This is a genomic window from Acinetobacter rongchengensis (genome assembly GCF_003611475.1).
Classification (GTDB): domain Bacteria; phylum Pseudomonadota; class Gammaproteobacteria; order Pseudomonadales; family Moraxellaceae; genus Acinetobacter; species Acinetobacter rongchengensis.
The window spans coordinates 1-5449 of the sequence record NZ_RAXT01000099.1; the positions used below are offsets into that span (position 1 = coordinate 1).

6 protein-coding genes are annotated in these 5449 nt (G+C 39.6%); 3 read left to right on the forward strand and 3 right to left on the reverse strand.

Translation table 11 applies throughout. The features are described from left to right. Positions 1-69: 69 nt before the first annotated feature. The 3 genes from D7V20_RS18425 to mobQ all read right to left on the reverse strand — a co-directional run bounded on the left by D7V20_RS18425 (position 70) and on the right by mobQ (position 3293). A complete protein-coding gene (locus tag D7V20_RS18425; RefSeq protein WP_065996352.1) occupies positions 70-303 on the reverse strand; it encodes a hypothetical protein in 234 nt (77 codons plus the stop codon). A 15-nt stretch (positions 304-318) separates the two neighbouring features. Further along, entirely contained in the window at positions 319-1257 is a 939-nt protein-coding gene (gene repM, locus D7V20_RS18430) for a replication initiation protein RepM (protein ID WP_065996348.1), read from the reverse strand. Between the two features lie 617 nt (positions 1258-1874). After that, on the reverse strand, positions 1875-3293 hold the full coding sequence (gene mobQ / locus D7V20_RS18440; RefSeq protein WP_065996350.1) for a MobQ family relaxase: 1419 nt from the start codon (positions 3291-3293) through the stop codon (positions 1875-1877). A 209-nt stretch (positions 3294-3502) separates the two neighbouring features. Between mobQ and D7V20_RS18445 the strand changes: the two genes are divergently transcribed. The 3 genes from D7V20_RS18445 to trbL all read left to right on the forward strand — a co-directional run. Then, positions 3503-3778: a hypothetical protein gene (locus tag D7V20_RS18445; protein WP_004919011.1), complete on the forward strand. Its 276-nt coding sequence runs from the start codon at positions 3503-3505 to the stop codon at positions 3776-3778. Positions 3779-3781: 3 nt separating this feature from the next. Continuing rightward, on the forward strand, positions 3782-4570 hold the full coding sequence (ant(3'')-IIa, locus tag D7V20_RS18450; protein WP_005071978.1) for an aminoglycoside nucleotidyltransferase ANT(3'')-IIa: 789 nt from the start codon (positions 3782-3784) through the stop codon (positions 4568-4570). Between the two features lie 21 nt (positions 4571-4591). After that, positions 4592-5449 (forward strand): P-type conjugative transfer protein TrbL (trbL, locus tag D7V20_RS18455; protein WP_235831672.1); only part of this gene is annotated, 858 nt, incomplete at its 3' end.

Consider the following 5449-nt stretch of genomic DNA (forward strand, 5'->3'; position numbering starts at 1 on the left):
CGGTCAAAACGATCTAAAAGCAATCAGGATGAAAACACTATCTCATAGGGCGAGACAGATTTTTTCTGATTATTCGCATTTGTTTAGTTGTTGTTTTATACGCTCAATCCTTGTAATAAGACCATCCACACAACTTTGATGACGTTCATAAAGTGGGTGGTCTTTATTCTGCCAGTTATCCAATATTTCTTTGGCTTCGATGTACTCTTGTTCTAGTTTGTATAGTTGACCTTTCAGTCCAAAATTATCTTTATTCCAGATAGCTAATAGCTCGGTTTCACTTAGTTTTGATAAATCAGTCATTAGTAATACTCCCATTTAACCTTTAAAATCTGTTTCTGTTCGCAATGCCTTGAATATGCGTTTTGCCGTTTCTTCTCGCACACTGGACGGGTCACGTAAAATATTGGCAATCCATATTGCAAATGCTTGATAGTCCTTATTCCCTGCTAGGTCGCTGATACTGTGGACTTTAGACAATACTGAGCTATAAGTATTTATCTGACTGTCTGACAAGTTGCAGAACATATCAACCGTGCTTGGATCTCGTTCATGGTTGATTGTTTTAGGCTTGGATTTCTGTTTAAAGCTGAATGAAAACCCAATGATTGAACGTCCTCGCTTATGTTGCTCGTATTCTGCCTTAATGTCGGTATGGTCGTTAATTTGTTGAATAGCAGGCTCTAATACTCGTCTTTTAAACGATTCCATCCGTTGATGCTCTGTGTCCAATACACCAAGTCTTGACCTCAATTCCTTAGTTTCAAGCATTGATACTTTCCCAGTGCTACGCCATGCAATTAGTAGTTCATATAAACGTATGGCATAGGCACTCGTTAGGCTACTTACCTGCTCCAGTTCATAACTGGTGAAATGCTTCTCTAGGTTGGTGATCAGTGGCACAACATCATCTGAAAACCTGATACGGACAAGGGCTTCATTTTCAACATAGGACACACGCTGTACCCATCGGCTCATAACATTCTCAAGATTGCCTTTAGCCGTTAATTTTTGGTAACTAAAGCGACGCTCAAACAAGTTTTTGCAAGCATCCTTTAAGACTTTGTAGGCGGTGTTTCTATGGACATTGAAATGGTTAATGTAGCTTTCTGCATGGATAGTTAAATCACGGTCACTAGGGATATTAGACTCCCTCGCCTCCAGTATTGCTAAAAGGATTAGGCGTTGTTCTGCAAGGTCTAAATTATAACTGGCATTGATCAGCGCATTATCCTTAACGACTAGGTCTTTTTTCATACATAGCAACTTATTCGAATTTTGTTGTTATAGCAACATTATATAACAATGTTGTAATATGCAAGATAAACGTTGCTATATTGCAAGATAAACGTTGCTATATTGCAAGATAAACGTTGCTATATTGCAAGATAAACGTTGCTATATAAAGTCTGAAACCATTGCTATATAAGGATTTCAGTCACCCTAAAAATTAAAAAAAATAAAAAAATTAAAAAAGAGGGGAGGGGTCAAAATTGCCCTATGTACTCGCTAAAGCTCGTACTTTATTGAAGCTCGCAAGCTCGCAAGCTCGCAAGCTCGCTTCGAGGGGCAATTTTTCGGTTAATCCTGTTTGTGAAATCTAAAAGCAAAAGCAACTATGAATTCGCTTCGCTCATAAGGCTTTATGCTCGCTTCGCTCGGTCTAGGTGCAGATTTCAACATGAAAATATAGATTTTCTAGGGTTCAAGTCATTTAAAAGCGGTTTTTCAGAGGGTCGAGGGTCGAATATTGCTAGTTCGCTCGTAGACACTCGCTCTGTAAAACCATGTATTGTTTAGATAATTTTAATAAACACCAAAAAGAATAGGTATATCTATGGTGCAAAATCATATATTTTGCACCATAGATATACCTATCTTGAACGTGGTCTATTCCGCTTTTCGGCTTCAAGCATCTTGTTGGCTTCTTCATGCTTACCTTGTTCACGCAAGGCTTTACGTGCAAAAAATGCCTGTTTTTCTTGTTCTTGTATGGCTTTGGCTTCTTGTTTTCGTTTTTCCTGTTCGGCTAACTTCCGTTGTTGTTCTCGCTCAAGATAATTTCTTGCTCGGTCATATTTAGCTTTTAGGTTTGGATTAGCCTTGTTTACAGTCAGTTTTGCCCGATCTGTATAGCGTTCAGGCTCAAATCGAGGGGAGTTATTCCTCAATTCTCGTTCTTGTTCTTCCAGCTGGTTCAACTGCTTCTGAATTTCAGCATTTGCTGTATCCCATTTTCCGCCAAAAAACAGGGGTCTTTTTCCTAGTTCTTCTTTTTGGTGTTTAATATCGCTTTTAGATAGCTCTATTTGCTCCAAAACAGCGTTTATTTGCTCGATTTCTGTTTTTTGGATAGATGACGCTATGTTTTTCGCTTCTGTGGCTATAGCGTCGTTATATTGCGAAATAACGCTATATGCAATTTTGGTTAATTCTTCAGGGGAACGTTGTTCCTGGTCTTTTTCTTTTTGGCGTTGTTCCTGGTCTAAATTTTCCCTGGTCTGTTCCAAGTCATGAACAAGGCGTTCTGTGGCTAAAATTTCTTGCTCAAGTCCTTTAATTAATTGGCGTTCTGTATTTCTAGCCTTAATCGCATCGTTACTTAAACTGATTTCAGTGTCCTTGCCCTGTCTGCGAAGTTGGGTAATTGTAGAACCCTCATGCTGTGTGGCTTCTAAATCTAAACCTTGCTCTTTGTAGCTGCGGTGATCGACACGCTCATGGCTGCCAACCTGTTCAAGAAATTGATTGCAGAGTTCCGCAAACTGTTGTCTCCAGTGTTCGACTTCTTGTTTGCCGTTGTCGTTAAATTCTCTCGTTTTTTTATCAAGGTCGCCTTGTTGGTTAATGCTGCGTGTAGTGAGCATGATGTGGGCGTGATAGTTGCGGTCATCACTTCCGCCTGCGGTATGTGGGGCATGAATGACTGCATCAACAACGACCTTATGACGTTCTACAATTTTTCCGCATAGCTCATTGAGCATCTTCTCTCGTTGTTCTTGGTTTAATTCACAAGGAAATGCAACTTCAAATTCTCTTGATAATTGAGAGTTTTTTCTAGTTTCAATGGTTTCGACCGTATTCCAAAGCGTTTCCCGATCTAATAATTCTTTTTTGGTGTTTTCAGGCGCATAGATATTTTTAAATTCTATGCCTGTTTTCTTCGTGTAATCCTGCTCTTTTCCATAGCGTTCATCTTTCAATTTTTCCCCTGATCTATATGCAGCACACGCAACAGCACTTCGACCATCTGATCGACTAATATTTTTTACTGAAAAGTGAAAAATAGCCACGATGTAAAGTCCCATTGACAAGTGTTTTTAAAAAAAAATTGAAAATTTTTTTTCGGGGTTAAGGGGTGTCCCCTTACGCACTCCAAACTTTAGTTTGGGAAAGTGCGCCCTTCGGGAAAACCCACAACAATCATATAGCAACTTGAAAGCAATGTTCAAGTGCGCTTATGATTTAGGGGGATTTCCTCTATTTGAAAGGTATGTTAAAGATGAAAATTGAGTCATTGGAACAACAAATTTCTAAGCAACAAGAGCGGTTAAAACAGTTAAAAGCTCAAAAACAAGCTGCTGTAGCTCGTGAACGTTCTAAGCAAAAAGAGTTAGAACGAAAGAATGATACAAGACGTAAGATTTTAATCGGCTCTTGTATGTTAAAAATCGTCGAAAATGACACTGTTGCTCATGAAAAGTTAATGGCTCAACTCGATAAATACTTAACCGAAAATCGAGATAGAGAATTATTTAATCTTCCATTAAAGGAGTGAGTGATGCCTGATTTAATTCAGTTAGAATATCTACAAGAAAAATTACAGCAGCTTTTAGCGGAATCATTATTTGCAATTTATCTTTATGGTTCAGCTGTTGACGGTGGTTTAGGGCCAGAAAGTGATCTTGATGTACTGGTCGTGGTCACTCAACCATTAACTTCTGCTTTACGTGAGCAGCTTGCACAAGAATTACTAAAAATTTCACAGCCTGTTGGGGAATTACAAAGGCCATTAGAAGTTACTATTTTATTAAAAGATGAGATTCAGTCTGGAATTTATCCTTTAAGTTATGAAATGCAATTTGGTGAATGGCTGCGTGAAGAGCTTAAAGAAGGTGGAATATTGAGCTCACAGAAAGACCCAGATATTAGTATATTGCTTAGAAAAGCGAGATCTCATCATACAGTTTTATTTGGGCCAGCTTTAAACCAATGGGCACCTGAAATTTCTGATCAAGAACTATGGCAAGCAATGTCTGACACTTATCCCGAAATTGTAGCGCATTGGGATGAGGATGCAGATGAAAGAAACCAGATTTTAGCTTTATGCCGGATCTATTTTAGTTTAGTGATGAAGGATATTGCTTCAAAAGACAATGCTGCACGATGGGTTATGTCTCAGCTTTCTGATGAGCAGAAATTCGTATTGCAGCGACTTATACAGGAATATAGAGGGGAAATCGGCAAACAAAATTGGCAAGAGGAGCATTATGCTTTGCAGCCTATTGTCAATTTTTTGAGTTCAAAAATTGAAGAGCAGTTTGAGCAGAAAAGAAATCTGATCACATAATAATTTTTTGATTCTGGCTTTATGTCATGGCTTTTGATGAACTCAGCAACGTTCGCTGAAGCGATTGTAAATAGCTTCAGGCAGGCTGCATCTACCGCCAGTGGCTACAGTCTGCTTACACCCTCAGATTTTTTTGTGAACGGCTGGAAGATCGTCCAAGAGATTTTAAACTCGGTAAGTGCTTGGTCGCCTATTGATTCATTGGGGATGCTGATTGCTTCAATCATTATCATGATTGCATTTGCCTTGATTTGTGCGTTCTTGGTTTTGGCGTTGGTTGAAATGTATATCGTGGTGTCAGCTAGTGTCTTAATGATGGGGTTTGCAGGTTCGCAATGGACGAAAGACTATGCCTTGAAAACTATTCAATATGCTGTTTCAGTCGGTGCAAAAATATTTATCTTACAATTGATTGCAGGTCTTGGACTTACTTTTATCCAAGAGTGGGCTACGGGCTTTAATGTTGAAGACAATGTAAGTTTGGTCGGTATGATTGGCTGTAGTGTGGTACTGCTGGCATTAACCAAAATTGTGCCTGATATGCTCCAAGGTGTGATTAACGGTTCATCTATTGGAAGTGGTGCTGCTTTAACTTCTGCCCTACGTGCTGTGGCTGCTGCGACAGCTGGCGCTGCTGCTGGTGCAGCTGGTGCGTCTATGGCTACAAAAGGCGCTGGAGCGTTGGCAAGTGAACAGCTTAAAACGGCTCAAGCAACTGGCACAGGCCCATCGAGTGCAATGGGTAAAGCTGGTTTTATGGCTGGTAATATGGCCATGAATATGAGTTCTGCTTTAAAAAGTGACCTTGGTAGTCGTTTAAGTGGTTCTACGACTGGTGGACGTATGGCTGGCTCGATGATGAATAAAGCAAACGAGCTA